The sequence below is a fragment of the Paucibacter sp. B51 genome, assembly GCF_027863535.1.
Classification (GTDB): domain Bacteria; phylum Pseudomonadota; class Gammaproteobacteria; order Burkholderiales; family Burkholderiaceae_C; genus Paucibacter_A; species Paucibacter_A aquatilis.
This window is the reverse complement of sequence record NZ_JAPIVN010000001.1, coordinates 3,321,861-3,348,138: the sequence shown is the minus strand read 5'-3', so window position 1 is coordinate 3,348,138 and position 26,278 is coordinate 3,321,861. Positions and strand designations below refer to the sequence as shown.

General features: G+C 64.1%; 23 protein-coding genes. 7 read left to right on the top strand and 16 right to left on the bottom strand.

The annotated features are described in order from the left end of the window. Positions 1 to 221: 221 nt before the first annotated feature. The 3 genes from rho (at position 222) to OOB33_RS14385 (ending at position 3,792) form a co-directional block, all read left to right on the top strand. A complete protein-coding gene (gene rho, locus OOB33_RS14395; protein ID WP_102770130.1) occupies positions 222 to 1,487 on the top strand; it encodes a transcription termination factor Rho in 1,266 nt (421 codons plus the stop codon). A 205-nt stretch (positions 1,488 to 1,692) separates the two neighbouring features. Next, the gene (locus OOB33_RS14390) at positions 1,693 to 1,950 is read left to right on the top strand and encodes a type B 50S ribosomal protein L31 (RefSeq protein WP_102770129.1); all 258 of its coding nucleotides are present in this window, start codon (positions 1,693 to 1,695) and stop codon (positions 1,948 to 1,950) included. A gap of 192 nt (positions 1,951 to 2,142) precedes the next feature. After that, positions 2,143 to 3,792, top strand: a complete 1,650-nt coding sequence (locus tag OOB33_RS14385; protein WP_271009174.1) for an ArnT family glycosyltransferase — start codon at positions 2,143 to 2,145, stop codon at positions 3,790 to 3,792. A 128-nt stretch (positions 3,793 to 3,920) separates the two neighbouring features. On the opposite strand, the gene glmM is transcribed toward OOB33_RS14385, so the two are convergent. From glmM to OOB33_RS14365, 4 genes are all read right to left on the bottom strand, one after another. After that, positions 3,921 to 5,252: a phosphoglucosamine mutase gene (glmM, locus tag OOB33_RS14380; RefSeq protein ID WP_271009173.1), complete on the bottom strand. Its 1,332-nt coding sequence runs from the start codon at positions 5,250 to 5,252 to the stop codon at positions 3,921 to 3,923. 68 nt (positions 5,253 to 5,320) lie between these two features. Continuing rightward, on the bottom strand, positions 5,321 to 6,100 hold the full coding sequence (gene folP, locus OOB33_RS14375) for a dihydropteroate synthase (protein ID WP_271010060.1): 780 nt from the start codon (positions 6,098 to 6,100) through the stop codon (positions 5,321 to 5,323). 202 nt (positions 6,101 to 6,302) lie between these two features. Beyond that, entirely contained in the window at positions 6,303 to 8,207 is a 1,905-nt protein-coding gene (gene ftsH / locus OOB33_RS14370; protein WP_171826162.1) for an ATP-dependent zinc metalloprotease FtsH, read from the bottom strand. Between the two features lie 124 nt (positions 8,208 to 8,331). Next, on the bottom strand, positions 8,332 to 9,033 hold the full coding sequence (locus OOB33_RS14365; protein WP_271009172.1) for an RlmE family RNA methyltransferase: 702 nt from the start codon (positions 9,031 to 9,033) through the stop codon (positions 8,332 to 8,334). 20 nt (positions 9,034 to 9,053) lie between these two features. On the opposite strand from OOB33_RS14365, the gene OOB33_RS14360 reads away from it, so the two are divergent. Beyond that, positions 9,054 to 9,536: a YhbY family RNA-binding protein gene (locus tag OOB33_RS14360; protein ID WP_171826160.1), complete on the top strand. Its 483-nt coding sequence runs from the start codon at positions 9,054 to 9,056 to the stop codon at positions 9,534 to 9,536. A 64-nt stretch (positions 9,537 to 9,600) separates the two neighbouring features. On the opposite strand, the gene OOB33_RS14355 is transcribed toward OOB33_RS14360, so the two are convergent. The 5 genes from OOB33_RS14355 to OOB33_RS14335 all read right to left on the bottom strand — a co-directional run bounded on the left by OOB33_RS14355 (position 9,601) and on the right by OOB33_RS14335 (position 15,860). Continuing rightward, positions 9,601 to 10,029, bottom strand: a complete 429-nt coding sequence (locus OOB33_RS14355) for a DUF4149 domain-containing protein (protein ID WP_333780331.1) — start codon at positions 10,027 to 10,029, stop codon at positions 9,601 to 9,603. Between the two features lie 16 nt (positions 10,030 to 10,045). Then, positions 10,046 to 10,522, bottom strand: a complete 477-nt coding sequence (gene greA / locus OOB33_RS14350) for a transcription elongation factor GreA (protein ID WP_102770124.1) — start codon at positions 10,520 to 10,522, stop codon at positions 10,046 to 10,048. Between the two features lie 176 nt (positions 10,523 to 10,698). Next, complete coding sequence (carB, locus tag OOB33_RS14345; protein WP_271009171.1) at positions 10,699 to 13,965, bottom strand: carbamoyl-phosphate synthase large subunit; 3,267 nt, start codon at positions 13,963 to 13,965, stop codon at positions 10,699 to 10,701. Between the two features lie 23 nt (positions 13,966 to 13,988). Beyond that, positions 13,989 to 15,173: a glutamine-hydrolyzing carbamoyl-phosphate synthase small subunit gene (gene carA, locus OOB33_RS14340; RefSeq protein WP_394341047.1), complete on the bottom strand. Its 1,185-nt coding sequence runs from the start codon at positions 15,171 to 15,173 to the stop codon at positions 13,989 to 13,991. A 282-nt stretch (positions 15,174 to 15,455) separates the two neighbouring features. After that, positions 15,456 to 15,860 carry a GlcG/HbpS family heme-binding protein gene (locus OOB33_RS14335; protein ID WP_171826157.1) on the bottom strand — a complete coding sequence of 135 codons (405 nt, stop codon included), beginning with the start codon at positions 15,858 to 15,860 and terminating at the stop codon, positions 15,456 to 15,458. Positions 15,861 to 16,123: 263 nt separating this feature from the next. Here OOB33_RS14335 and OOB33_RS14330 point away from each other — a divergent pair, with 263 nt between their 5' ends. After that, the gene (locus OOB33_RS14330) at positions 16,124 to 16,819 is read left to right on the top strand and encodes a Bax inhibitor-1/YccA family protein (protein ID WP_271009170.1); all 696 of its coding nucleotides are present in this window, start codon (positions 16,124 to 16,126) and stop codon (positions 16,817 to 16,819) included. 138 nt (positions 16,820 to 16,957) lie between these two features. On the opposite strand, the gene rlmD is transcribed toward OOB33_RS14330, so the two are convergent. The 5 genes from rlmD to surE form a co-directional block, all read right to left on the bottom strand. Next, positions 16,958 to 18,313, bottom strand: coding sequence for a 23S rRNA (uracil(1939)-C(5))-methyltransferase RlmD (rlmD, locus tag OOB33_RS14325; protein WP_271009169.1), 1,356 nt, complete (start codon positions 18,311 to 18,313; stop codon positions 16,958 to 16,960). 42 nt (positions 18,314 to 18,355) lie between these two features. Continuing rightward, positions 18,356 to 19,378, bottom strand: coding sequence for an RNA polymerase sigma factor RpoS (gene rpoS, locus OOB33_RS14320; protein WP_271009168.1), 1,023 nt, complete (start codon positions 19,376 to 19,378; stop codon positions 18,356 to 18,358). 37 nt (positions 19,379 to 19,415) lie between these two features. Beyond that, on the bottom strand, positions 19,416 to 20,342 hold the full coding sequence (locus OOB33_RS14315; protein ID WP_271009167.1) for a peptidoglycan DD-metalloendopeptidase family protein: 927 nt from the start codon (positions 20,340 to 20,342) through the stop codon (positions 19,416 to 19,418). A gap of 104 nt (positions 20,343 to 20,446) precedes the next feature. After that, a complete protein-coding gene (locus OOB33_RS14310) occupies positions 20,447 to 21,304 on the bottom strand; it encodes a protein-L-isoaspartate(D-aspartate) O-methyltransferase (RefSeq protein ID WP_171826153.1) in 858 nt (285 codons plus the stop codon). Next, positions 21,301 to 22,050 (bottom strand): 5'/3'-nucleotidase SurE, encoded by a 750-nt coding sequence (surE, locus tag OOB33_RS14305; protein ID WP_271009166.1) that lies wholly within the window; start codon positions 22,048 to 22,050, stop codon positions 21,301 to 21,303. The genes OOB33_RS14310 and surE overlap by 4 nt, the downstream gene beginning before the upstream one ends. Positions 22,051 to 22,310: 260 nt before the next feature. On the opposite strand from surE, the gene OOB33_RS14300 reads away from it, so the two are divergent. Beyond that, on the top strand, positions 22,311 to 23,063 hold the full coding sequence (locus tag OOB33_RS14300; protein ID WP_271009165.1) for a LuxR C-terminal-related transcriptional regulator: 753 nt from the start codon (positions 22,311 to 22,313) through the stop codon (positions 23,061 to 23,063). A gap of 18 nt (positions 23,064 to 23,081) precedes the next feature. Here OOB33_RS14300 and OOB33_RS14295 read toward each other — a convergent pair whose 3' ends face one another. Both OOB33_RS14295 and OOB33_RS14290 read right to left on the bottom strand, forming a co-directional pair. Continuing rightward, a complete protein-coding gene (locus tag OOB33_RS14295; protein ID WP_271009164.1) occupies positions 23,082 to 25,289 on the bottom strand; it encodes an NHL repeat-containing protein in 2,208 nt (735 codons plus the stop codon). A 217-nt stretch (positions 25,290 to 25,506) separates the two neighbouring features. Beyond that, a complete protein-coding gene (locus OOB33_RS14290; protein WP_102770114.1) occupies positions 25,507 to 25,761 on the bottom strand; it encodes a TIGR04438 family Trp-rich protein in 255 nt (84 codons plus the stop codon). A gap of 141 nt (positions 25,762 to 25,902) precedes the next feature. On the opposite strand from OOB33_RS14290, the gene OOB33_RS14285 reads away from it, so the two are divergent. Then, positions 25,903 to 26,211, top strand: coding sequence for a c-type cytochrome (locus tag OOB33_RS14285; RefSeq protein ID WP_102770113.1), 309 nt, complete (start codon positions 25,903 to 25,905; stop codon positions 26,209 to 26,211). Positions 26,212 to 26,278 lie beyond the last annotated feature (67 nt).

Here is a 26,278-nt window from a genome sequence, read left to right as displayed (position 1 = left end):
ATTCCCGGCTCCCGGCGACAGTGAATTGCCAACACGCCCTGGCCGCATCGACGGCTCTGGCGCGTGGACTCGGCGCCCAAGCTCCCTCGTTTTTTTGTTTCGCGGTTTCGCTGACTGATTCTGTGCCGTTGGCGTGGCTTGCAGGGCAATGTGCGCTTGCCGCTGAAGTTTTAAGTCCCCGGTCCTTGGCAGGACCCTGACGACCTACCGGGTGTTCACCCATGCATCTTTCCGAACTGAAAGCGCTTCACGTCTCCGAGCTCATCAAGATGGGCGAGGCGCTGGAGATCGACAACGTCGCTCGCATGCGCAAGCAGGAGTTGATGTTTGCGATCATGAAAAAGCGCGCCAAAGCCGGCGAACAAGTGTTCGGCAACGGCGTGCTCGAAGTGCTGCCGGATGGCTTTGGCTTCCTGCGCTCCATCGACGACAGCTATATGGCTTCGACCGATGACATCTACCTGAGCCCCAGCCAGATCCGCCGCTTCAACCTCCACACCGGCGACATGATCGAAGGCGAAGTGCGCGTGCCCAAGGACGGCGAGCGCTACTTTGCCCTGGTCAAGGTTGACCGCGTCAACGAACTGACGCCCGAGGAGAGTAAGCACAAGATCATGTTCGAGAACTTGACGCCGCTGTTCCCGCGCGAACAGTTCAAGCTCGAACGAGACAACTTCAAGGGCGAAGAAAACGTCACCGGCCGCATCATTGACCTGATCGCGCCGATCGGCAAAGGGCAGCGCGCTCTGATTGTCGCCCAGCCCAAGACCGGCAAGACCGAGATGATGAAGAGCATCGCGCATGCGCTGGTCGCCAATCATCCCGAGTCTCACCTGATCGTGCTGCTGGTGGACGAGCGCCCCGAAGAAGTGACCGAGATGATCCGCACCGTGCGCGGTGAAGTGATCAGCTCCACCTTCGACGAGCCCGCCGCCCGCCACGTGCAGGTGGCCGAGATGGTGATCGAGCGCGCCAAGCGCCTGGTCGAGCTCAAGAAGGATGTGATCATCCTGCTGGACTCCATCACCCGCCTGGCTCGCGCTTACAACAACGTCCTGCCCTCCTCCGGCAAGGTGCTGACCGGTGGCGTGGACGCCAACGCCCTGCAGCGCCCCAAGCGCTTCTTCGGCGCTGCGCGCAAGGTGGAAGAAGGCGGCTCGCTGACCATCATCGGCACTGCGCTGATCGACACCGGCAGCCGCATGGACGAAGTGATCTACGAAGAGTTCAAGGGCACCGGCAACTGCGAAATCCATCTGGATCGCCGCATGGCAGAAAAGCGCGTCTACCCTTCGATCTTGATCAACAAGTCCGGCACCCGCCGCGAAGAACTGCTGCTCAAGCCCGAGATCCTGCAAAAGAGCTGGATCTTGCGCAAGCTGCTCTACAACATGGACGAGATCGAGGCGATGGAGTTCGTGCTGGACAAGATGAAGTCCACCAAGAACAACCTCGATTTCTTCGACATGATGCGTCGCGGCGGTTGATTCTCCAGCCCCTGCCGGCGCAGGGACGGCCGCAGCATGCTGCGGCGGTGGACACCCGGCCCGCTGGTTTCGGTGGGCCGACGGACACTTTCAAACGGTCGCCCTGAAAAATTTTGCTACAATCCGCGTTTTTGTCGCTGTCGGAAAGTGCGTCGCATGGTGCGACATGGCTCCCGGCACGTCAGCGCAAAGCGAGAGGTCTCTCATGAAAGACGGCATTCACCCCAATTACCGCGACGTTTGCTTCGTGGATCAATCCAATGGTTTCAAGTTCATCACGCGTTCGACCGTGAGCAGCAAGGAAACCATCACGCTGGACGACGGCCGCGAAGTGCCGCTGGTCAAGCTGGAAACCACCAGCGAATCGCACCCCTTCTACACCGGCCAGCAAAAGAGCATCGACAACCTGGGCGGCCGCGTCGAGAAGTTCCGCAACAAGTTTGCCGGCTTCGCCAAGAAGTAAATCCGATTCGACCCGGACTTCGGGTTCTCGGTACAGGAAGGCAGCTCTGGCTGCCTTTTTTCATGCCCGCTTCGCCAAGCCCCGTGCAGCCCTCGCCCCACACGCTCAGCTTCGCAAGACGCGCGCCTCGCTGCCATCACAGCTTTGCGGCATGATCCAGGCATCTTTCATTCGCACCCAACTGCTCCACGCGTGAACCTGCCCACCCCTGCCATCGTTGCCGAGCGAAGTGCGCAGCGCCTGCCCCGCCTGGCACTGCTGCTGTTTTGCGCAGCCTATGTGCTGCCTGGCCTGTTCGGCCGGGATCCCTGGCGCAATGCAGACCTGAGCGCCTTTGGCTTCATGGCCAGCATTGCGCAAGGCAGCGCCCCATGGTGGCAACCTGCGATCGCGGGCATTCCGGCAGAAGGCGGCCCCCTGCCCTACTGGGTGGGTGCGGCAGCCATCCAGGCCCTGCCTTTCGCCGACGCTGCTTTCGCGGCGCGCCTGCCATATGCACTGATGCTGGTGCTGGTCCTGGTGCTGGTTTGGTACAGCAGCTTCCATCTGGCGCGCACCGATGCGGCACAACCCGTGGCCTTTGCATTTGGCGGGGAAGCACAGGCCGTCGATTACGCCCGCTCACTGGCCGATGGCGCCCTACTTGCCTTGATCGCCAGCCTGGGTCTGCTGCAACTGGGTCACGAAACCACGCCCGAATTGCTGCAGTTGCTGGCTGTCAGCCTCTACCTATACGGCCTCGCCGCGGCCCCCTATCGCCCCAGCAAATCGCGCTGGGCGATTCTTGGGGCACTCCCCATCTTGGCAGCCAGTGGCGCGCCCGCGGTGGCGCTCGCGCTGTCGCTCATTGGCGCCTGGCTTTGCCGGCGCTCGCGGTATCTGGAAGTGCGGAGCCTCACCTTATGGCTGCTTGCTTCAGGCTGCCTGGCCGCCATGAGTGCCTGGGAATTCAATGCCTGGGCCTGGCGAATCAAAGGCGAACTGGATCTGGATCAGTTGCTGCGCACCCTCAATTTGCTGGCTTGGTTCTGCTGGCCGGTCTGGCCCATGGCCCTCTGGACCCTGTGGCGCTGGCGTGCACATTGGCAAGGCAGGCATATCCTTCTGCCACTGATCGCCGCCCTGATCCCCCTGCTGACCAGCATCCTGATGGGCGGCTCGGATCGCGCTTTGTTGTTGAGCTTGCCGGCGCTCGCAGTGCTCGCCAGTTTTGCGTTGCCCACCTTGCAGCGCGGCATCGCCGCAGCCATGGACTGGTTCTCGGTGTTCTTCTTCAGCGCCTGGACATTGCTGTTCTGGCTGCACTACATCTCCATGCATCTGGGTGTGCCGCGCACGCCCATGACCAATCTGCGCCGCCTGGGTTTGGGTGAAGAGTTCGAACCACGCTTCAGCGCACTGGCCCTGGTATTGGCCGTATTGGCTACTGCGGCATGGATCGCACTGGTTCGTTGGCGCACCGCCCGGCATCAGCATGCGCTTTGGAAGAGTTTGGTCCTGCCCGCCGGTGGCGTGGCCCTTTGCTGGCTCTTGATCATGACCTTGTTGCTGCCGCCACTGGATTTCATTCGCAGCAACGGCCCCTTGGTGGAGCGCTTGCGGGCTCACCTGCCGCAGAACGCCAACTGTGTCGCAGCACCGGATCAGTCCCTGGCAACCTTGGCCTCGTTGCAGTTCCAGGGCCGATGGAGGGTCGATGCTCAGCATTCCCTGCAAAACACCCGCTGCAGCCATGCGCTGCAGAGCAACAGTCAGGAGATTCCCTCCGGCTGGAGCGTGGTAGCGGCCGTAAGTCGGCCTTCCGACAAGTCGGGCGGGTTCTTGGTTCTCATGCGCCCCTGAATCGACCACTGCCTGGCAATCAAGCAAAAAGCCCCAGATGACATGTCACCTGGGGCTTTTCATTTCAGCGTCAAGGGTTCGGGCAAATGCAACACACTGCAGCACACCCGCCCCGAACCATCATCACATCAGGCCTTGACGGCCTCCGCCAAGCGTTGCGCACTTTGCTGTGCCAAGGCCGCGTCGCTGGCCTCCACCATCACCCGCAGAAGCGGCTCGGTGCCGGAGGCGCGGATCAGCACACGGCCGCGGTCGCCGAGCTCAGCCGTCACTTCGGCTTGCTCGCGCGCCAGGCGGGCATTGCTGCGCCAATCCTGACCCGGCTGCAAACGCACATTGATCATGGTCTGCGGGAACAAGGTGACGTCTACCAGATGCTCCGACAAAGAGCGACCGGTGCGGCTGACGGCCTGCAGAATCAGCAAAGCGCTGACAATGCCATCGCCCGTGGTGTGCTTATCCAGGGCCAGCAGATGGCCCGAGCCTTCGCCGCCCAGCTGCCAGCCGCGCGCGCTCAGCTCTTCCAGAACATAACGGTCACCGACCTTGGCGCGCACGAAGTCCACATCGCGCGAACGCAGGGCCAGCTCGACCGCCATATTGGTCATCAAGGTACCCACCGCGCCAGGCACACGCAGGCCCTGACCCAGGCGATCGGCCACCATCACATACAGCAACTCGTCACCGTTGTAGAGGCGGCCTTGTGCGTCCACCAGTTGCAGGCGATCGGCGTCACCATCCAGCGCGACGCCGTAGTGCGCGCCGTGCTCATGCACGGCCTTGACCAGGGCGGCGGGCGAAGTGGCACCAAAACCGGCGTTGATATTGAAACCATCGGGGCTGCAGCCAATGGAGATGACCTCGGCACCCAGCTCGTGGAACACATCGGGTGCCACGTGGTAGGCCGCGCCATGCGCTGCATCGACCACGATCTTCATGCCCTTGAGGGTCAAATCGGAGCCGAAGCTGTTCTTGCAGAACTCGATGTAACGACCACGCGCATCGCCGATGCGGCGAGCACGGCCAAGATTGGCCGAATCAATCCAGGTCGGCGGCTCGTCGAGCGCCGCTTCGACGGCCAGTTCCCAGGCATCGGGCAGCTTTTCACCCTTGGCCGAGAAGAACTTGATGCCGTTGTCGGCGAAGGGATTGTGCGAAGCACTGATCACCACACCCAGATCCTGGCGCAGCGCGCGAGTCAGGTAGGCCACGCCCGGCGTGGGCAGCGGGCCCGTCAGCTGCACATCGACACCGGCCGAGGCAAAACCGGCCTCCAGGGCCGACTCGATCATGTAGCCAGAAATACGCGTGTCCTTGCCGATCAAGACGCTGGGGCGGCTCGACTGCTTGCGCAGCACCTGGCCCACTGCATGGCCCAAGCGCAACATGAAGTCGGGCGTGATCGGCGCTTGGCCGACCGTGCCACGAATCCCATCGGTACCGAAATACTTGCGGCTCATTGTGAGCACCCTCCTGAAAATCAATCCGCTATTGTCGGTCAGCGGCTGTGGCAACCGCGTAACAGTATTCACGCTCCGCCGGCAGCCGCATGCCAGACCTTGAGCGCATCGACCGTCGCCGCCACATCGTGCACGCGCACGATGCGGGCGCCGCGTGCCACCGCGGCCAACGCCGCGGCCAAGCTACCGGCCAGGCGCTGGTCCACAGGCCGGCCGGTCACATCTCCAATGGCGCGCTTGCGCGACCACCCAATCAAGAGCGGATAGCCCAGACCTTGCAGTTCTTGCAGTCGCGCCAGCAGCTCAAAATTTTGCGCCGTGGTTTTCGCAAACCCGTAACCCGGGTCCAGCACGATGCGCTCCGCCGCCACGCCGGCTTCACGCAAGACGCGCGCCCGATCGACCAAAAAGGCAGCCACCTCCGCGACCACATCGCCGTAGTCCACCAAAGCCTGCATGGTGGATGAGTCACCGCGCATATGCATCAGGCACACGCCCGCATCTGCATGGGCCGACACCGCCTCAAGAGCGCCGGGCATGCGCAAGGCCTGGATATCGTTGATGATGTCCACCCCAAGGTCGAGCGCACGCGCCATCAATGCCGGTTTGTAGGTGTCGATGGACACCGGCACGCCCAGCTTGACCGCCTCGGCCAGCACAGGCGCCACACGCGACCACTCGTCGTCCTCGCTGAGCAACTGCGCGCCGGGGCGGCTGGATTCGCCGCCGATGTCAAGGATGTCCACACCATCCGCCAGCAGGCACTCGCAATGAGCGATGGCGCTGCGCGCTGTCCCGTGCTGGCCACCGTCGGAAAAGGAATCCGGTGTGACATTGACGATGCCCATGACCTGGACACGCTGCAGATCGATGGCAAAGCGGCGGGTGCGCCAGATCGGCGCGGACTCATTGGGTGATGCGCTCAAAGCAAGACTCAAATCGTAAGAAAGAACTGCAAGCAGGCTGAATGCAACGCGGCAGGCCTGAACGAATGCGCCAAAGAAAAAGGCCCGACTTCAGAAGCCGGGCCCCACTCAATTTCAGCCATTGTCAGGCGGCAGCAGGCGCTCCATCGGTGCTCACGGGTGGCGTGCCACCGCTGCTGGCACTGTTGCGCGGCTGCGAGCCGTCACCTGGATCACGGGGCGGGCGACCGGCCATGATGTCCAGCACCTGATCCCGGTCGATGGTTTCCCACTTCATCAGCGCCGCGGTCATCTCTTCAACCTTGTCGCGATGGGTTTCCAGAATATTGCGAGCCACCGCGTACTGCTCGTCCAGGATTCGGCGCATTTCGGCGTCGACCTTTTGCTGCGTGCTTTCGCTGATATTGGACGTCTTGGTCATGCTGCGACCGAGGAAGACTTCACCCTCGTTCTCTGCATACACCATAGGACCCAACACCTCGCTCATGCCGTAGCGCGTGACCATATCGCGCGCGATGCGGGTGGCACGCTCGTAGTCGTTGGACGCCCCGGTGGAGATGTCCTTGACGAACAGGTCTTCGGCGATACGGCCACCGAACAGGATGCTGATTTCATTCAGCATCTGCTTGTAGTAACGGCTGTACTGATCACGCTCCGGCAGTTGCCAGGTCACGCCCAGGGCTCGGCCACGCGGCATGATGGTGACCTTGTGAACCGGATCCGTACCCGGCAGCATCTCGGCCACGATGGCATGGCCAGACTCGTGGTAGGCGGTCGCCCGCTTCTCCTCTTCCGTCATCACCATGCTCTTGCGCTCGGGGCCCATATAGAGCTTGTCCTTGGCGCGCTCGAAGTCGATCATCTCGACCAGGCGAGCACCGCGACGGGCGGCGAACAAGGCAGCTTCGTTGACCAAATTGGCCAAGTCAGCACCGCTCATACCAGGTGTGCCGCGCGCCAGAATGCTGGCGTTGACATCCTGACCCACAGGCACCTTGCGCATGTGCACATTGAGGATCTGCTCACGGCCGCGGATGTCCGGCAAGGTCACATAGACCTGACGGTCAAAACGACCGGGGCGCAGCAGCGCCGGGTCCAAAATGTCCGGGCGATTGGTCGCAGCGATCACGATGACACCGAGGTTGGTTTCAAAACCATCCATCTCGACCAGCATCTGATTCAGGGTCTGCTCGCGCTCGTCATTACCGCCACCCAGGCCCGCACCGCGATGGCGACCGACCGCATCGATTTCGTCGATGAAGATGATGCAGGGCGCGCTCTTCTTGGCCTGCTCGAACATGTCGCGAACACGGGCAGCACCGACACCGACGAACATCTCGACGAAGTCAGAACCCGAAATCGTGAAGAACGGCACCTTGGCTTCACCGGCGATGGACTTCGCCAGCAAGGTCTTGCCGGTTCCCGGAGGGCCGACCAGCAGCACACCGCGCGGGATACGACCACCCAGCTTCTGGAATTTTTGCGGGTCTTTCAGGAAGTCGACCAGTTCCTTAACTTCTTCCTTGGCCTCGTCGCAACCGGCCACATCAGCAAAGGTGATGTTGTTGCTGGCTTCATCCAGCATGCGAGCCTTGCTCTTGCCGAAGCTGAAAGCGCCACCCTTGCCGCCACCTTGCATCTGACGCATGAAGTAAACCCACACGCCGATCAAGAGCAGCATCGGGCCCCAGCTGACCAGCATGCTGATCAGGAAAGAAGGCTCTTCGCGAGGCTTGACGTCAAACTTGACACCGTGATTACGCAGATCACCGACCAGACCGCGGTCCAGATAGGTGGCTGTGACACGGATCTTCTTGCCATCCGAACCCTCGGCAATGATGTCGGTGCCGCCATTGCCTTCTTGCAGAGTGACCTGCTTGATGCGGCCGGACTGGACTTCATCGAGGAACTCCGAGTAGCCCATGGCATTGCCTGGGGCTGCGCTGCGGTCAAACTGCTTGAAGACCGTGAACAGCACCAGAGCGATCACGATCCAGACCGCTACTTTCGAGAACCACTGATTGTTCACCGCCACTCCTTGTTCATTACGGCCAGGCTGCACTGTTTACAGCCACGTGCACGGCATATGGGGTTGATTCTATTGCAGTCAAGAGGCCAGGCTGATTTGCATGGCCATGCGAAATCACCGGCATTCACGCCGGCGTGTCCGCCTTCGGCACGGCAGGCTTCTTCAGGCCGATGCCGATCAGGAAGGTCTCGGACGAACGATCGCGCGAGGCCTTAGGCTTCAAGGGCTTGACCTTCTTGAAAGTCGCCTTGAAGAGTTCCACCAACTGCGTGTAACCGCTGCCATGAAACACCTTGGCCACCAGCGCACCTTCAGGCTTGAGATGGGCTTGCGCGAACTCGATGGCCAACTCGACCAAGCCGGCCACACGCGCCGCATCCGAGCTCTCGATGCCCGAGAGATTGGGCGCCATGTCCGACACCACCACATCGACAGACTTGCCGGCCAGGGCAGCCTCCAGCTGATGAAGCACCGCCTCCTCCTGGAAATCGCCCTTGATGAAATGCACGCCCTCAATCGGCGCGCAATCGAGCAAGTCCAGCGAAATGATGGTGCCGTTGAGCTGCCCCACGGCTGCGCCGCCGGTACCTGCCTCCTTGGGGGCAAAGCAGCGCCGCAGATACTGGCTCCAGGCGCCCGGTGAAGCACCGAGATCGACCACCACCTGGCCCGGGCGGATCAGCTTGAGCTCTTCGTCAATCTCTTTGATCTTGTAGGCCGCGCGGGCGCGATAACCGTCACGCTGGGCCATCTTGACGTAGGGATCATTGATGTGATCATGCAACCACGCCTTATTAAGTTTTTTGCTTTTTGTTGTGAACTTCATGTTGCACGGATAATACGCCTATGCCTGCGATTCAATTGACCCCTGCCCAGCGCAAGGAAAAACGCTCCGAAGCCCATCATCTCGACCCCGTGGTCATGATAGGCGCGGATGGACTCACCCCTGCCGTCGTGAAAGCGACCGACGCCGCCCTCAATGCCCACGGGCTGATCAAGGTGCGGATTTTCTCGGACGACCGCGCCAACCGCGAAGGCATCTTCGCCAGCCTGTGCGGCGAGCTGAATGCGGCGCCGATTCAGCACATCGGCAAGCTGCTCATCATCTGGCGCCCGATTCCGCCCAAGGAAGACGAAGCCAACACCCGCGCTGACAGCAAGCTGGGCCCGCGCGTGGTCAAGATCGTCAAGTTCTCGAAGAGCGGGAACCACCGCCCGCAAACCAAGAAGCTGCGCGTTTTGGGCAACGAGCGCGTTGCCCAGGGCGGCGAGATCAAGCGCGCCAAGCGCCGCCTCACCAGCATCAAGAAGAGCTCGCAGGATCAGTGATCTTGCTGCATGCCACCCAGCCTGGGCCTCGACCGAGGCTGGCTGGCATCAGAGCGCCACGCGCTCAGGCCCGGCTGCTGCGCCAGGCCAGTGCCAATACCAGCAAGGTCTTGAGCCCGTAGAACCCAAACGACACCGCATGCAGGCTCATGAACGACCATGAGCCCTGCCCGGCACGCGCAGCCGCCATCAAGGGCTGCAGCGCAAAGTAACCCAGCACGGTACAAAACAAGGCGCCCGCCGGCAGGAGGAACTCGGCGGTCAAGGCACGAGCCTGCCCGTCGCGCGCCAGGCGGCGCTCCATCAGCATCAGCAGCAGCGCGGCCGCCAAACTCAGATTGGCCTCCTGCGCAAACAGGCGGCCGACAAAAACACCCGCCTGCGCCTTTTCCAGCGCCGCAAATGCGCTGGGCGCCGCCACAAAGGCCACGCACAGCAGCAAACCTGCCCAGAGGGCAGCCAGCAGCAGGCGCGAACGCTGGAGCAGAGTCACGAAACCGCCTGCGCCATCAAACGTAGCGGACTTCCACCACCTCGTAGCGCTTGACGCCGCCGGGCGCCTGCACATCGGCCACGTCGCCGGCCTCCTTGCCGATCAGCGCGCGCGCGATGGGCGAGCTGATCGAGATCAGGCCGAGCTTCAGGTCGGCCTCGTCGTCACCGACGATTTGGTAGGTCACCTCGGCGCCGGTGGCCTCTTCTTCGAGGTCCACGGTCGAGCCGAAGACGATGCGACCGCCGGCATCCACCGAGGCCGGATCGATGATCTGGGCCGCAGCCAGCTTGCCTTCGATCTCCAGAATGCGGCCTTCGATGAAGCCCTGCTTGTCCTTGGCGGCTTCGTATTCGGCGTTTTCAGACAGATCGCCTTGAGCACGCGCCTCGGCAATCGCATTGATCACGGCATGACGCTCAACGCTCTTGAGTTGATGCAGCTCGGCTTTGAGCTTCTCGGCACCGCGGGTGGTCAATGGAATGGTGGCCATGATTTGAATGAATGAAACCTTGAAAAAGCCTGGGCGCCGGCCACGTCTGCGGCGCGGCGCCGGGAGAACGGCGAGTCGCAAGCCCGAAAAGGGCTCATTTCCTCGCTCCACAAAATGAAGCCGCCGCTGCGACCCTGCTTCCAGGGGCGCGGCGGCGGACTTCGTTCAGACGCAGTTTAGTGCAGTTCGGCGTGCAGTTCCTGCAGGGATTGCACCAGCAGGCCGTTCTGGTGCTTCATGCCCTCCACCGCGGCCTCACAACCCGCCATGGTCGTGTAGTAGGTGACACGCGCGGCCAGCGCTGCCTGACGGATGTGGCGGCTGTCGGCGATGGCGGTGCGGGTTTCGTCCACGGTGGTGAAGACCAGCTGGATGTCGCCACCCTTGATCATGTCGACGATGTGCGGGCGGCCATCCTTGACCTTGTTGACCACGGTCACCGGCACGCCGGCTTCGCTGATGGCGGCGGCCGTGCCCTTGGTGGCGACAACGCCGAAGCCCAAGGCATGCAGGTCCTTGGCCACGGCCACGGCACGCGCCTTGTCGCCGTTCTTCACGGTGATCAGGATATTGCCCTGACGCGGCAGGCGCGAGCCGGCACCGAGCTGGCTCTTCAACATCGCTTCACCGAAGGTGCGTGCTGCCCCCATCACTTCGCCGGTAGAGCGCATTTCCGGGCTGAGGATGGGATCCACGCCGGGGAATTTGTTGAAGGGGAAGACGGCCTCCTTGACGCTGTAGTACGGCGGAATCACCTCGGCCGGGATACGACCCAGGCGGTCCTTCTGGTCCTTGAGCTTCTGGCCAGCCATGCAACGCGCGGCGATCTTGGCCAGCTGCTGGCCGGTCGCCTTGCTGACAAAGGGCACCGTGCGCGAGGCGCGCGGGTTCACTTCCAGCACATAGACGGTGGCGCCGTCGAGGCCGCCCGTCACGTCACCCTGGATGGCGAACTGCACATTCATCAGGCCCACGACCTTGAGCGCCTTGGCCATGGCCGCGGTCTGGCGGCGCAGCTCGTCCTGCAGCTCTTGCGACAGGGTATAAGGCGGCAGCGAACAGGCCGAGTCGCCAGAGTGGATGCCCGCGGCTTCGATGTGCTCCATGATGCCGCCGATCATGACGGTCTCGCCGTCGCTGATGCAGTCGGCATCGACTTCCACCGCGTCCTCCAGGAAGCGATCGAGCAGCACCGGTGACTTGTCGGAGACGCGCACCGCTTCGCGCATATAGCGCTCCAGGTCCTTGTCGCCATGGACGATTTCCATGGCACGGCCGCCCAGCACATAGCTGGGGCGCACGACCAGGGGGTAGCCGATCTCGTTGGCCAGAGCCACGGCCTGCTCTTCGGTGCGCGCGGTGCGGTTGGGCGGCTGCTTCAGGCCAAGCTCATGCAGCAGCTTCTGGAAGCGCTCGCGGTCTTCGGCGATGTCGATGCTGTCCGGCGTGGTGCCGATGATGGGCACGCCGGCGCGCTCCAGATCCAGGGCCAGCTTCAGTGGCGTCTGGCCGCCGTACTGCACGATCACGCCGACGGGCTTTTCCTTGTCGACGATCTCCAGCACGTCTTCCAGGGTCACCGGCTCGAAGTAGAGGCGGTCCGAGGTGTCGTAGTCAGTGGACACGGTCTCCGGGTTGCAGTTGACCATGATGGTTTCATAACCGTCTTCGCGCATGGCGAGCGCGGCATGGACGCAGCAGTAGTCGAACTCGATGCCCTGGCCGATGCGGTTCGGGCCACCGCCCAGCACCATGATCTTCTTGTTGTTGGTCGGCTCGGCCTCACACTCTTCCTCGTAGGTCGAGTAGAGGTAGGCAGTCTCGGTGCTGAATTCGGCCGCGCAGGTGTCCACGCGCTTGTAGACCGGGCGCACGTTCAAGGCATGGCGCGCAGCGCGCACCTCGTGCTGGTTGGTGCCCAGCAGCTTGGCCAGGCGGCGGTCCGAGAAGCCCTTCTTCTTGAGCAGGCGCAGTTCATCGGCGCTCAGCGAGGCCAGGCTGCGGCCGGCCAGCGATTGCTCGATCTTGATGATCTGCTCGATCTGAGCCAGGAACCAGGGGTCGATAGCGGTCTCTTCGAAGACCTCTTGCAAGCTCATGCCGAGACGGAACGCGTCGCCGACGAAGAGGATGCGCTCCGGGCCGGGCTCACCGATTTCCTGGATGATTTCTTCGCGATCGGTCGAACGCTCGCTCAGGCCGTCGATGCCGGTTTCCAAGCCGCGCAGGGCCTTCTGGAAGGATTCCTGGAAGGTACGGCCCATGGCCATCACCTCGCCCACCGACTTCATCTGCGTGGTCAGACGCGAATCGGCCATGGGGAACTTCTCGAAGGCGAAACGCGGGATCTTGGTGACCACGTAGTCGATCGAGGGCTCGAAAGACGCCGGAGTCACACCGCCGGTGATGTCGTTCTTCAGCTCGTCCAAGGTGTAGCCCACGGCCAGCTTGGCCGCGATCTTGGCAATCGGGAAGCCGGTGGCCTTGGAGGCCAGCGCCGAGGAACGCGACACGCGCGGGTTCATCTCGATCACGGTCATGCGGCCGTTCTGCGGGTTGATCGAGAACTGCACGTTCGAGCCGCCAGTGTCCACGCCGATCTCGCGCAGGATGGCGATCGAGGCGTTGCGCAGCAGCTGGTATTCCTTGTCGGTCAGCGTCTGGGCCGGGGCGACGGTGATGGAGTCACCGGTGTGCACGCCCATCGGGTCCAGGTTCTCGATCGAGCAGACGATGATGCAGTTGTCGCGGCTGTCGCGCACCACTTCCATCTCGTACTCTTTCCAGCCGATCAGCGATTCTTCGATCAGCAGCTCATTGGTCGGCGACAGATCCAGGCCGCGCTTGCAGATCTCTTCGAACTCTTCCGGGTTGTAGGCAATGCCACCACCGGTGCCACCCAGCGTGAAGCTGGGGCGGATGACCATGGGGAAGCCGGTGCCGCCGATCTCGTCCTTGATGCGCTTTTGCACGGCCAGCGCTTCTTCCATGGAATGCGCAATGCCGGACTTGGCGGAGTCGAGACCGATCTTGGTCATCGCATCCTTGAACTTCAGGCGGTCTTCGGCCTTCTCGATCGCCTTCTCATTGGCGCCGATCATCTCCACGCCATACTTGGCCAGCACGCCGTGCTTGTGCAGGTCCAGCGCGCAGTTCAGCGCGGTCTGGCCACCCATGGTGGGCAGCACCGCGTCCGGGCGCTCCTTGGCGATGATCTTCTCGACCACCTGCCAGGTGATGGGCTCGATATAGGTTACGTCGGCCGTGTCCGGGTCGGTCATGATGGTCGCCGGATTGCTGTTGACCAGGATGACCTTGTAGCCTTCCTCACGCAGGGCCTTGCAGGCCTGGGCGCCGGAATAGTCGAACTCACAGGCCTGGCCGATGATGATGGGGCCGGCGCCGATGATGAGGATGCTCTTGATGTCTGTACGTTTGGGCATGTCTTTACTCCATCAGGCCGTGATCAGGACTTGGCCATCAGACCGATGAAGCGGTCAAACAGGTAGGCGATGTCGTGGGGGCCGGGGCTGGCTTCGGGGTGACCCTGGAAGCAGAAAGCCGGCTTGTCGGTGCGGGCCAGGCCTTGCAGCGTGCCGTCGAACAAGCTGATGTGGGTGGCGCGCAGATTGGCGGGCAGGCTGTCGGCATCGACCGCAAAGCCGTGGTTCTGGCTGGTGATGCTGACGCGGCCGTTGTCCAGGTCCTTGACCGGATGGTTGCCGCCGTGATGGCCGAACTTCATCTTGAAGGTCTTGGCGCCCGAGGCCAGAGCCATGATCTGGTGACCCAGGCAGATGCCGAAGGTCGGGATGCCCGATTCGATCAGCTGCGCTGCGGCTGCGATCGCGTAATCGCAAGGCTGCGGATCGCCAGGGCCGTTGGACAGAAAAACACCGTCCGGCTCCAGATCGAACACGGCCGAGGCCGGGGTCTGGGCCGGCACCACGGTGATCTTGCAGCCGCGCTCGGCCAGCATGCGCAGGATGTTGCGCTTGACGCCGAAGTCATAGGCCACCACATGGAAACGCGGCTGGCTCAGCTGGCCATAGCCCTTGCCCAAGGTCCACTCGGTTTCGGTCCAACCGTGGCGCTCGGGGGTGCTGACCACCTTGGCCAGGTCCAGTCCGGACATGCTAGGCGCAGCCTTGGCCTTGGCGACTGCATCGGCGATCAGCGCCTCGGTCACAACCTGCCCCTCGGGCACCGCCAGGATGCAGCCGTTCTGGGCACCGGTCGTGCGCAGCAGGCGGGTCAGACGGCGGGTGTCGATGTCGGCAATGGCGACCGTGCCTTCGTCGCGCAGGTACTGCGCCAGGCTGCGGGTCTTGCGGAAGTTGGAATCAAGGATGGGCAGCTCCTTGATGATCAGGCCAGCGGCATGGATCTTCGGGGCCTCGACATCCTCGTCGTTGACGCCGTAGTTGCCGATGTGCGGATACGTGAGGGTCACGATCTGCCGGCAGTAGCTCGGGTCGGTGAGGATTTCCTGGTAGCCGGTCATGGCGGTGTTGAACACCACCTCGCCGACCGTGTGACCGGCTGCGCCGATCGAGGTGCCTGTGAAGACCGTGCCGTCTGCCAGGGCGAGAATCGCTTTGGGGGTTTGGAGCAGATCGGGCAGCACGGGGAACTCCGGTGAGGTGCGCACGCCCAGCTCTGCTCTTGCAGCCGGCCGGGCTCAGGGGAGAACCGGGCCGAAAGAGCCTGAGTTTGGTGGAGAAACTGAAGCGAGTTTCGCTGGGGTGGCGGTGGTTGCGGGTAAACCTGCTGAGTATAACCCACCAGGGTTATCACCAAGCCCGGTTTTGCCTACTTTGCGCAAATGACGGCATCAAGTCAGCCTTCGCCAGACGCCATGCCAGCCGCCACAAACCACCCCAAGTTCAAGGGGAAGGAGGCAGCCCCCCCCCTGCCCCAGCCCTCCGCGGGCTCAAGCCAGCGCCGCGATGCCCGCGCGCGCGATCTGCGCGTCTTCGCTGGACTTGACGCCACTGACACCCACGGCGCCGATGCAATGGCCGTCCACCAGCACCGGCACGCCACCCTCGAGCAAGCCACTCAAGCCCGGCGCGCTCAGGAAGGACACGCGGCCCTGGTTGATGATGTCCTCGTACACCTTGGACTCGCGACGACCCAGCGCAGCGGTGTGCGCCTTGGCCGGAGCGATCTGGGCCGACACGGCCGGCGCGCCGTCCAGGCGCTGCAGCCACAGCAAATGGCCGCCGTCATCGACGATGGCGATGGTCACCGCCCACTGGTGCGCCAGGGCTTCAGCCTCGGCAGCGGCGGCGATGCGCTTGACGTCTTCCAGGCTCAGGTACGGCTTTTGTTTCATGGTCTCTCTTGAATCGGAACGGGGAAGGCCGCACTTTAGCTGCATGGGCGCCAGCCATTCATGCGCTGGCATGCAGCACTGCCCTGACCCACCCGTGCAGCCTCACACGCGCGCAGAGCACCATTTGCGCGATCGCACCACAGGGCACAGCACGGCGGGCCGACACGCGCTACATTTCGCCCTGAGTGACGCGGCGCACTGGGACAAGACAAGCCGGACCATCGCCGCACCGCCGATGGTTTGGATGATGGAGGACGCTTGAAATGAATGAAACCCTGCAAACCCAACTGAACGCGAGCCTGGGCCAAGGCCTGGCGGCCGAGCGCCAGCGCGTGCTGCGCAACACCTACTGGCTGCTGGCCCTGTCCATGGTGCCCACCGTGCTGGGCGCCTGGGTGGGCGTGTCCACCGGCCTGATGGCCAGCATGGGCACCGGCATGAGCTTGATCGTCTTCATGGCCGGCGCATTCGGCCTGATGATGCTGGTGGAAAAAACCAAGAACAGCAGCACCGGCGTCTACGCCCTGCTGGCCTTCACCTTCTTCATGGGCCTGATGCTTTCGCGCCTGCTGGCTGCGGTGCTGGGCTTCAAGAACGGCAGCAGCCTGATCATGACGGCCTTTGGCGGCACGGGCGCCATCTTCTTCGCCATGGCCAGCCTGGCCACGGTGATCAAGCGCGACCTGTCCAACATGGGCAAGTTCCTGTTCGTGGGCGCCATCATCATGCTGGTGGCCGGCGTGGTGAATGTGTTCCTGCAGTCCTCGGCCCTGATGCTGACCCTGCTGGTGTTGTCCATGGCCGTGTTCTCGGCCTTCATGCTCTACGACATCAAGCGCGTGCTGGACGGCGGCGAGACCAACTACATCTCGGCCACCCTGGCCATCTATCTGGACCTCTACAACGTGTTCCAGAGCCTGCTGTCCCTGCTGGGCATCTTTGGCGGAGAAAGGGACTAACACCCCCTACCGGCTGCGCCGGCCCCCTCAAGGGGGCGAGTCCGACGGCCCGGCAGAGCCGGATCCGCGGACTCCGCGCGATGAGCGCCAACTGCGTGGCGCATAAAAACGAAAGGGCCTGACGGCCCTTTCTTCATTTCAGCGCTCGAACACCGCAATGCTCTCCACATGCGAGGTGTGCGGGAACATATTGACCGCGCTGGCCGCCGTGCAGCGATAGCCCGCCACATTGACCAGCAAGCCGGCATCACGCGCCAGTGTGGACGGGTTGCAGGACACGTAGACGATGCGCTTGGGCAAGGTCCAGCCGGGCGCCAACTCCGGATTCTGCGCAATATCGGCCACCGCCTTGGCCAAGGCGAAAGCGCCGTCGCGCGGCGGGTCAACCAGCCACTTGTCGGCCACGCCATCAGCCACCAGCAACTCCGGCGTCATCTCGAACAGATTGCGGGCCACAAAGCGGGTCTTGTGGGCCAGACCATTGCGCGCGGCGTTCTCGCGCGAGCGCTGCACCAGGGTCTCGCTGCCCTCGATGCCCAAGACCTCGCGCGCCTGCGTCGCCAGGGGCAAGGTGAAGTTGCCCAGGCCACAGAACCAATCGATCACCCGCTCATCAGGCTGCACCGCCAGCAAGCGCAGCGCGCGACCAACCAACACGGCGTTGATGTGCGGATTGACCTGGGTGAAATCAGTGGGCTTGAAGGGCATGACCACGCCGAACTCGGGCAGGCGGTAGGCCAACTCGGGCCCGCCTTCATCGAGCAGGTGCACGGTCTCCGGCCCCTTGGGTTGCAACCACCATTGCACGCCTGAATGCTGCGCCGCAAAGTCACGCAGACGTTGGCGATCTGGCTCCAGCAAAGGATTCAGGTTGCGCAGCACCAGGGCGATGACCTCGTCCCCCATTGCCAGCTCGATCTGCGGCAGGCGGTCGCGCTCGTCCATGCTGGCGATGAGATCGCGCAGCGGCATCAGCAAGTCGCTGACGCGCTGCGGCACCACCTTGCAGACCTGCATATCGGCCACGTAGCGGCTCTTGCGCTCGTGGAAGCCAATCAAGACCTGACCCTTCTTCGGCACATAGCGCACCGAGAAGCGAGCGCGGTAGCGGTAGCCCCAGGTCGGCCCCTCGATCGGACGCAGCAGCATCTCGGGCTTGACCTTGCCGAGGTGCCAGAGGTTGTCCTCCACCACGCGCTGCTTCACGGCAACCTGGGCACCGGCGTGCAGATGCTGCATCTTGCAGCCCCCGCAGGCGCCGGCATGGAGACCGAAGTGCGGGCAGCCGGGCGTGACGCGCTGGGCGCTCTCGCGCCGCATGGCTGTCATCGTGCCCTGCTCCCAGTTGTTCTTCTTGCGGCCGGTGCTGACCTGGACCTGTTCACCCGGCAAGGCGCCTTCGATGAACACCACCTTGCCGTCTTCCTTGTGGGCCACGCCCTGGGCATCCAGGTCGATCGATTCGACCGTCAGCCATGCTGTTTCTTGACTCATGCCGCAATTATCGCCGCGCGCCGCGGCGGGCTGACCGGCCGCTCAGAAGATGGAGTCGCGGTCGATGCCGTGGCGCATCATGTTGCGCTTGAGCTTGGCCAGCGCTTCGATCTGGATCTGGCGGATGCGCTCGCGCGTGAGCTTGAGCCGCACGGCCAGCACATCGAGGGTCTCGGGCTCGCGGTCGAACAGACCGAAGCGGCCGGCCAAGACCTCACGCTCGCGCTCGTTCAAGGCCGACATGCCGTGGCGCAGCAGCTCGTCCAGCTCATGGCTGAGGCGCAAGCCCAGCGGATCGACGGTCTGCTCATCGGCCACCAGATCCATCATCGATTCGCCGCCCTCGCCGTTGCGATCGACCGGTGCATCAAGCGAGCTTGGCAGCTCGGCATAGGCCAGCAACTCAGACACCTCGGCCAAGGGCCGGCCCAGCGCGGCAGCGATGTCTTCGGCCCGCACCTGGCCGGCGCCGCCATTCTGGCTCTGCACCGCCTCGAGCGCCCGCCGCGCCTTCAGCACATGGTTGAGTTCCCGCACGATGTGCACCGGCAGGCGCACCAGGCGAGCCTGGTGCATCAAGGCACTCTCAATGCTCTGTCGTATCCACCAGCTGGCGTAGGTGGAGAAACGAAAGCCACGCTCGGGCTCGAACTTGCCAATGGCATGCATGAGGCCGAGATTGCCGTCTTCGATCAGGTCGCTGAGCGGCAGACCGCGGCCCAGGTAGTTCTTGGCGATGGAAACGACCAAGCGCAGGTTGTGCTCGATCATGGACTGGCGGGCCGCGAAATCACCGGCGCGTGCGCGCTGGGCAGTCTCGAACTCCTGCTGCGGACTCAGCAAAGGTGTGCGGCGGATGTCGCGCAGATAGGCCTGCAGCGCATTGCCCACCTCCAGGTCGCTGCCGGTGCTGAGGCGGCCATTCAAACCGGCCACTTCGTCTTCGGCATCGTCGGCAGCGCGCTCGCGAGCATCAGAGATCGAGCCCGCGGCCTGCCCCGCCAATCCCGGCGCCAGCGGCAGCGAATGGGACAGGGGCGATGGCGAGGACGGGCTGCGTTTCATGGCGGGCTCACATCGAACGCGCCAGCCCGAGATCAGGCTAGCGAGCGGGCAGGACCTTGGCAGGGTCGATCGGCTTGCCCAGCTTGCGCACCTCGAAATGCAGTTTCACCTGCTCGGCGTCGCTGGACCCCATTTCCGCGATCTTCTGTCCCTTGCGCACGGCCTGGTCTTCTTTGACCAGCAGGGTTTGGTTGTGTGCGTAGGCCGTCAGGTAGGTCGCGTTGTGCTTGATGATGACCAGATTGCCGTAGCCGCGCAAGCCCGAGCCTGCGTAAACCACGCGACCATCGGCTGCCGCCAGCACCGCATCCCCCGGCTTGCCGAAGAAGGCCAGGCCCTTGTTGCGTTGCTCGTCAAAGCCCGCACCCACAGCCGTGCTGGTCGGCCAAGCCCAAGCAGGATCCTCGTCGTTGTCTCGGCTGGCCACGGCACCCGACGCAGCTGCGGACGCAGCCGAAGCCGAGCTGGAAGCAGCCGAGGCGGACTTATCCGCCACCGTGGAAGCCGAGGCCGCACCGGCATTGGGCTTGCTGTCCAGCGGGCGGGTTTCCACCTTGGCCGTGCTCACGGGGCGGGCCGCCACGCTGCCGGCATCGACGCCGGGAGGCAGCACGCGCAAGACCTGACCCACCTCAATCAGATTGGGCTTGTCGAGGTTATTCCACTTGCTCAGGTCCCGCCAGTTCTGGCCGTTATCGAGGGCGATGCGGATCAGGGTGTCACCGGGTTTGACGGTGTAGTAGCCGGGCTTGCCGGCGTTCTCGGCGCCGGGTAGGGGCTTGGCTTCGGCCGCAGGAGCGCTGCTCGGCGATGGAGCCACGGGCGCGGCTGGCGCCGGCTTGACGCTGCCGCCCACCGGTCGCTCTTCCACCGGCGCGCGATTCAGGCTGGTGCCGCAAGCCGTCAAGGAAAGCAGGCCGCAGGCCAGCAAGAGCTTGATGGAAGGATGAAATGTCGGTTGCATGCGTTGCTGTCGGGGCTGGTGCGTTGGAAGGCTCCGGCCTTCAGTCGTTCACACATTCACTCAAAGCCGGAGTCCAAAAGGGGCGAGGCCGACCGAAGGCCGCCTCACATGACGCCGGATTTTAGGGGCACGAAGAGCACTGCCTCGTGCTCTGTGCGCACAAAGCGACTGCGGCCGTTTTCCAGCAGATGATCCACTCGCACCAAGACCTGACCCCGCCCCCCCGGCGCGGCCATGGGCGCGATCAGGCGGCCACCCGGCGCCAATTGCTCCAGCCAGGCGCTCGGGATGTCATCACCACCAGCCGCGGCGACGATGCTGTCGAAGGGCGCCGCGCCCGGCGCACCGAGCCGGCCGTCGCCGTAAATCAGGCGTACCTGGGGCAGATGCAGCGGCGCCAGATTGCTGCGCGCCTTGTCGTGCAAGGGCTTGAGACGCTCGATCGACACCAGGCTTTGCGAGAGCAAGGCCAGCACCGCTGCCTGGTAGCCACAGCCCGTGCCAATCTCCAGCGTGCGGCCGAGATGGCCGCGCTGGCTGGCCGACTGACCGCCAAAGAGCATGGCGATCATGCGACCCACGACCGAGGGCTTGGAAATGGTTTGCTCGTGACCGATGGGCAGGCTGGTGTCTTCGTAGGCCTGAATGGCCAGGGCGCTGTCCACGAACTCATGGCGCGGCACGCGCGACAGGGCTTCCAGCACGCGCTCATCGTGCAAGCCGTCGCGGCGCAAACGCAGCACCATGCGCTGGCGCACCTTGGCCGAATCCAGGCCGAGCCCGCTGGGCGCCAGCTGGCGCGCCGCATCCAGCGCCGCTTCGCGCAAATGGCGCTGCGGCATCAGCACTTCACGCGCCACACCGCCGCCCACGCTGGCATTGGCCCCGCCCACCTTACCCAAGGGCAGAGGGAATCGTGACGCACGAACCACGGGTTTACCGTCGCTGCCGCTGTTGCTCATGCCGGCCGGTCCATGCGCTGCGCCCATGCACCCAAGGCCGCATGGTGGGTCAGATCCACCTGCAGCGGTGTCAGGGAGACCATGCCGTTCGCGGTGGCGTGGAAATCGGTGCCCTCGCCCGCTTCACGCGCGTCGCCTGCCGGGCCGATCCAGTAGATCGGCTCGCCACGCGGACTCATCTGCTTGATCACCGGCTCGCTGGCATGACGCCGGCCCAGGCGGGTGACACGCCGCGGCAGATCGCAGGCATCCGCCCGGTTCGGAATGTTCACATTGAGCAAGAAGGCCGAGCCCAGGCCGCCGGCCAGCACCTGCTCGACCACCTGGCGCGCCAGCGCTGCCGCGGCATCGAGATCACCCCAACCTTTGTCGACCTGGGAAAAGGCGATCGAGGGGATGCCGAACAGGAAGCCCTCGGTGGCCGCGGCCACGGTGCCGGAATACAGGGTGTCGTCGCCCATATTGGCGCCGTTGTTGATGCCCGAAAGCACCAGATCGGGCTTGTAGTCCAGCAAGCCGGTCAGGGCCACGTGGACGCAGTCCGAGGGCGTGCCGTTGACATAGCGAAAACCGTTGCTGGCGGTGTAAACGGACAGCGGGCGACCCAGAGTCAGCGAGTTCGAGGTGCCGCTGGCGTTCTGCTCGGGGGCGATGACTTCGATCTGCCCCAGACCATCACAAGCCTTGACCAGCGCATGCAGCCCCGGCGCCAGGTAACCATCATCATTGGCGATCAATATGCGCATGGGCGGCATTGTAGGCAAGCAGAGACTCGCCCACCCCTTCCGCAACCCTGCCCCAGTGGCACACCATGTCCCAGTCGGAGGCCACGGCAGCATCCCGACGCGCAGGCCAGCGGGCGCCGTGCCTCCGCCCTCCGTGGATTCCCTAGCTTGTGACGCAGCGCTCGGACAACAGCCGAGCCGGGATGTGTAAACAGCTGTCTCCGCGACGGCTTCGGGTGGCGGTTGTGCGCTAGGATGGAATTTGTGCTGACCTTCTCACTATGGCCGTCAAAGTACTGATCATTGAAGACAACCCGGTTGCCCGGAGCTTTCTCTGCCGCGTGGTGCGCGAGAGCTTCAGCGATCCCATGGACATCTCCGAAGCCGGCGACCTGGAAGGCGCGCGCCGCCACATCAGCCAGCTGAGCCAGAGCGATCCGGAGGCCAGCTTCCGCCTGGTGCTGGTGGATCTGGAGTTACCCGACGGCAACGGCATGGAGCTGCTGGCCGAGATGGCCGGCTCGCCGGCGCTGAAGATCGTCACCACCCTCTACTCGGACGATGACCATCTCTTCCCCGCCCTGCAATGCGGTGCCGACGGCTATTTGCTGAAGGAAGACCGCTTCGAGGTGCTGGTCGAAGAGCTGCAACGCATCGTCAAGGGCCAGCCGCCGCTGTCACCGGCGATTGCGCGCCGCCTGCTCTCACACTTCCGCCCCAACTCCAGCGGCGACAGCGGCCCCATGGCCCTGAATTCGGGCTTCGGCACCTTGTCGTCCTCCGGGGTGCACAGCACCTTCGGCAACGGTCGCGGCGTGGTGCTGGACCCACCACCCGAATGGGAACGGCTGACTCCGCGCGAAAGCGAAGTCCTCACCTACCTCAGCAAGGGCTTCACCATCAAGGAAATCGCCAACCTGATGGGCATCAAGTGGTTCACGGTCAACGACCACATCAAGAGCATCTACAAGAAGCTCAATGTGTCCAGCCGCGCCGAAGCCGCTGTGCTGGCGAGCAAGCAGGGCCTGGTCTGAAATCCTGACTGCACTCAGTCAACGGACCCTCAAGGCCAGATCGCGGCGCAGCAACGCCTCATTGCCCTGCTGGTCGCGCGCGATCACACGCAGCAGGTAATCCCCCGGCGGCAAGGGCGTATCCAGCAGCGCTGAGGGCGAACTGAGCCCATCGCGCACCTGCACTCCCAGCTGGTAGCGAAAGCGCGTGACGGCGCTGCCATGCACGGTCACTCCGCTGCGCGCTGCATAAGCCTGCTTGACCGCCCTGTCATCCACCGGCAGGCGGCTGAAATCCAGCGTCATGCGCGGCTGCTCGAAACCCGCCAGCGGTCGGCCATCCGCGTGCAGCAGCTGATAGCCCAGGCTGTGCAGGCCCAGGCGGCGGCGCTCCTCATTGCCATCGACCTGGTCCCAGGCATCGACCACAAACTGCAGCTCACGCCAATCGGCAGGCAGGCGCAGACGCCCCTGCTCCAGTTGCCGCAAGCGCCGCCCCGCAGCATCAAAGACTTCGATGCCCTCGATCAAGGGCGGCTGCTGGTCGCTGAAACCGGCAAAGCCCAGTTGCAAGGGGTTGCGGTGGTAGCCGCCCGTGCCCAAATTGATGTGCACATGGGCCATGGGATTGATCGAGCCCAGCGCATCGCCCGCGGCGAAGCGCGTGCCGCGACGCACCCGGATGCGCTCGGGCCGGCCCGCCGCATCGAGCACCAGTTGGAACTGACGGCCGTTGAGCAGGTGTCCCCGCATGTCACGCCCCACCCGGATGTGGATGTAGGCCAGACGATCCAGAGACAGGCCCTCGGCATTGCTGCCGTAGGCCCAGTTGGCCAGCGGGCTGCTGACCTTGGCATCGGCCATGGCCACCACCAGCTCGCCGACATCGCCCTTCACATCCAAACCCTCGTGCAGATGGTCGCGCGCATCACCGCCACGGCGCCCTCGGACCTCGCCGGGTGTGCCCACCACCTCGTGCCAGCTGTGCTGCGGCAACAAGGGCCAACGCCCTTCGGTGCGCGGCAAGGCCAGATCGGGCGCAGGCCCGACATCGGCACGCGGCGCGGTGCTGGCGTCTTCCGGCTCGCCCTGCCCCCAGCTCAGGCGATGGATGCGAAACGAGGCCGCGTCGGTGATCAAGAGCTCACCGCGAGGCGTCAGCGCCAGGGCAGCCGGTCGAGACAGATGAGCCTGCGGGCCGCCGCTGAGGCGGTGCACGCGGCCATCCGGCGCGATCTGCAGCAAGGCACCCCGGCGCAGCACACCGACATAGAGGTAGCCGTCGTGGCTGCGCGTCAGACTCAAGGGACGACGCAGCAGCTCGTCTTCGTCCTCGTCATCGCCGCGAACAAAGGTGCTGACCGTGCCGTCCGGCAGCACCAGGCGCACTGCGTCGTTGCGGCTGTCCAGCACCCAGACGCGATCCTGGTCGTCCACGACCAGGGCAGTCGGCGTGTCAAAGCGCGCCTTGGCGCCCGGGCCATCCTGATCGCCCGGCCAGGCGCTGCCGGCCAAGGTGCGCACCTGCCCTGCAGGGCTGATGACACGAATGCGGTCGTTGTAGCTGTCCGCCACATAGACCGAGCCATCGCGCCCGACCGCCACGCCCAGTGGGCCGTTGAAGCGGGCCTGCTCGGCCGGGCCATCGCGAAAGCCCGGCTGGCCATTGCCGGCCACGGTGCTGACCTGACCCTGGGGGCTGATCTTGCGGATGGCATGGTTGCCGGTGTCGGCGACAAAGAGATTGCCCTGCGCATCGACCGCCAGGCCCGAAGGGGTGTGGAACGCAGCCTCGGCCAGCGGGCCGTCACGAAAGCCCTCGACGCCGCCGCTGAGGCTGTCCACCTGCCCGTCGGGACGCAAGCGCCGGATGCGGTTGCTGTCGCCGCCATCGCTGATGTAGATCACGCCGGCCCCATCGACGGCGATGCCGTAAGGATCGGCAAACCGCGCTTGTGCGCGCGGGCCATCGCGCAAGCCGGCATGGCCATCGCCGGCCAGCAAATCCAGGCGAGTGCCCGCGGCAAACTCGCTGGGCGGAGGCAGGGCCGGGGCTGGCGGGGCTGCGAGCTCCACAGCAGCAGCCGGCGCCGACGGCGCCTCAACGGGCGCGACGGGACGCTCACGCTGCAGCTTGAGCAGAGCCAGCACGACGATGATCAGCGCGGCCACGCCGGCGATCATCAGCCACAGACCGCGAAACGAAGCCCGTGTATTGGCTGGCGAGAAATCTGTAACTGGGGGCATGGTCGCTGCGGTGCAAGTGCTGAACAAGACAGGTGGATTGGAGCGGCGCAAGTCGCTTGTGCTGAGGCGGAGGCGGAGGCGGGCTCGAAACCGTCGCGAGAGGGGCACAGCTCGCGGCTTGCATCACGGAGTGCGGCGCCATTGACGCGGCCGGCTCAAGGGCCTGACCGACGCCCGCAGAAGGGCAAGAAAAGCCTGTGCTTCAGGCCATCAGGGCTCAGCGCTTGCCTTTTTTCTTGTTTGGGTCGAGTTGACCCAGCGCTTCCATGGCCTTCTCGCGCCGCGCGGCCTTCTTCTCGTCCATGCGCTGCATGGCCTTGCGCTGGGTGTAGCCGGTGCCATCGGCCCAGGCCCACCAGGCCACGGCCAGGCCAAAGGGCAGCAACACCAGGAACCAACTGCTGCTGGCCACGGGCTCGACGCCCAGCCATTTCAGCAACACCGCCAAGACACCTATGGCCAAAAACAACATAGAGAGAAACCCCTTGCGCAAGCAGTTCAAGCCCATTGCTGAACACTACAATTCTCCCAGCGCTGGTTGGCCTGAACTGTAGAGCACAAAGCCGACCGGCATCTGCGGAATTGCCCCTTGGTCTGCCCCCGAAAGGAAGTCATGAAGTTCGCATTCATTCTGGCCGCTCTGGCCACCGCCGCCGCTGCACCGGCCGCTTTCGCCAACGCTGAACTGGCACAAAAGAAAAACTGCATGGCCTGCCACGCCGTCGACAAGAAACTGGTGGGCCCGGCCTACAAGGATGTCGCCGCCAAGTACGCCAAGGACAAGGACGCCGCCACCAAGCTGGCCGACAAGATCATCAAGGGTGGCGCCGGCGTCTGGGGCCCCGTGCCCATGCCGGCCAACACGCAGGTGAGCGCGGCTGAAGCCAAGCAACTGGCCACCTGGGTGCTGAGCGCCAAGTGAAGCCACCCCGCTGAAGGGCCAACAGCTCTTTCAGCCCAGCACGTAAAAACAGGCCCCGCGGGGCCTG

Coding starts and splice junctions, on each gene's coding strand:
- carB (WP_271009171.1), bottom strand. CDS start 13,965: ATGCCCAAACGTACAGACATCAAGAGCATCCTCATCATCGGCGCCGGC.
- greA (WP_102770124.1), bottom strand. CDS start 10,522: ATGGCCACCATTCCATTGACCACCCGCGGTGCCGAGAAGCTCAAAGCC.
- surE (WP_271009166.1), bottom strand. CDS start 22,050: ATGCGCATATTGATCGCCAATGATGATGGTTACCTGGCGCCGGGGCTG.
- OOB33_RS14285 (WP_102770113.1), top strand. CDS start 25,903: ATGAAGTTCGCATTCATTCTGGCCGCTCTGGCCACCGCCGCCGCTGCA.
- OOB33_RS14290 (WP_102770114.1), bottom strand. CDS start 25,761: ATGTTGTTTTTGGCCATAGGTGTCTTGGCGGTGTTGCTGAAATGGCTG.
- rlmD (WP_271009169.1), bottom strand. CDS start 18,313: ATGAGTCAAGAAACAGCATGGCTGACGGTCGAATCGATCGACCTGGAT.
- glmM (WP_271009173.1), bottom strand. CDS start 5,252: ATGAGCCGCAAGTATTTCGGTACCGATGGGATTCGTGGCACGGTCGGC.
- OOB33_RS14315 (WP_271009167.1), bottom strand. CDS start 20,342: ATGCAACCGACATTTCATCCTTCCATCAAGCTCTTGCTGGCCTGCGGC.
- OOB33_RS14360 (WP_171826160.1), top strand. CDS start 9,054: ATGCCTGCGATTCAATTGACCCCTGCCCAGCGCAAGGAAAAACGCTCC.
- rpoS (WP_271009168.1), bottom strand. CDS start 19,378: ATGAAACGCAGCCCGTCCTCGCCATCGCCCCTGTCCCATTCGCTGCCG.
- OOB33_RS14330 (WP_271009170.1), top strand. CDS start 16,124: ATGAATGAAACCCTGCAAACCCAACTGAACGCGAGCCTGGGCCAAGGC.
- OOB33_RS14365 (WP_271009172.1), bottom strand. CDS start 9,033: ATGAAGTTCACAACAAAAAGCAAAAAACTTAATAAGGCGTGGTTGCAT.
- OOB33_RS14310 (WP_171826153.1), bottom strand. CDS start 21,304: ATGAGCAACAGCGGCAGCGACGGTAAACCCGTGGTTCGTGCGTCACGA.
- OOB33_RS14390 (WP_102770129.1), top strand. CDS start 1,693: ATGAAAGACGGCATTCACCCCAATTACCGCGACGTTTGCTTCGTGGAT.
- rho (WP_102770130.1), top strand. CDS start 222: ATGCATCTTTCCGAACTGAAAGCGCTTCACGTCTCCGAGCTCATCAAG.
- OOB33_RS14295 (WP_271009164.1), bottom strand. CDS start 25,289: ATGCCCCCAGTTACAGATTTCTCGCCAGCCAATACACGGGCTTCGTTT.
- folP (WP_271010060.1), bottom strand. CDS start 6,100: ATGGGCATCGTCAATGTCACACCGGATTCCTTTTCCGACGGTGGCCAG.
- OOB33_RS14300 (WP_271009165.1), top strand. CDS start 22,311: ATGGCCGTCAAAGTACTGATCATTGAAGACAACCCGGTTGCCCGGAGC.
- OOB33_RS14335 (WP_171826157.1), bottom strand. CDS start 15,860: ATGAAACAAAAGCCGTACCTGAGCCTGGAAGACGTCAAGCGCATCGCC.